The organism is Actinomadura hibisca NBRC 15177 (assembly GCF_001552635.1).
Classification (GTDB): domain Bacteria; phylum Actinomycetota; class Actinomycetes; order Streptosporangiales; family Streptosporangiaceae; genus Spirillospora; species Spirillospora hibisca.
In genome coordinates this window covers 1-539 of the sequence record NZ_BCRO01000015.1, presented here as the reverse complement: position 1 = coordinate 539, position 539 = coordinate 1, and the positions used below count along the sequence as shown (strand labels likewise).

Here is a 539-nt window from a genome sequence, read left to right as displayed (position 1 = left end):
GCCAGGCGAGCCCCCTGGGCCGGGGCTCTATAGACGCGGCGCGCCGGTGGGCATGATCGTGCGGAGCTGGCGGGTCAGCTCGTCGATCAGGGAGCGGGCCTGGTCGGCGGCCTGCCGGGCGGCGTCGCGCTCCTGCGACAGCTCGGCGATGGCGGCGCGCTGCTCGGTGACGGCCTGGGCGAGCTGGTCCACCCACTGGTCGCGCTCGGCGAGCTTCTCGGCGATGGCGTCGCGCTCGGCGGCCATCTGGCGCATCCCGGCGACCGCCTTCTCGCGCTCGCGGTCGGCCTGGTCGGCGCGGCCCCGGGAGATGGTCAGCTCCGACTCGGCGCGGGCCTGGGCCTGCACGGCGGCCTCGCGGGTGCGCTCGGCGGCGTCGCGGGCCTGGGCGGCGCCCTCCAGGGCGCGCTCGGCCTTCTTGGCGGCCTCCAGGGACTGGGCGGCGGTGTCGAGGGCCTGCTGGCGCTCGGCCTCGGCCTCGGCGACGCGGCGGACGGCCTCGGCGGCGCGGCGCTCGGCGTCGCCGGCGCGGGCGTCGG

At 79.4% G+C, this 539-nt stretch carries 1 pseudogene; it reads right to left on the bottom strand.

The features are described 5' to 3' along the window. Positions 1-27 precede the first annotated feature (27 nt). A pseudogene (locus AH6_RS44595) lies at positions 28-539 on the bottom strand (chromosome segregation ATPase); the annotation flags it as partial.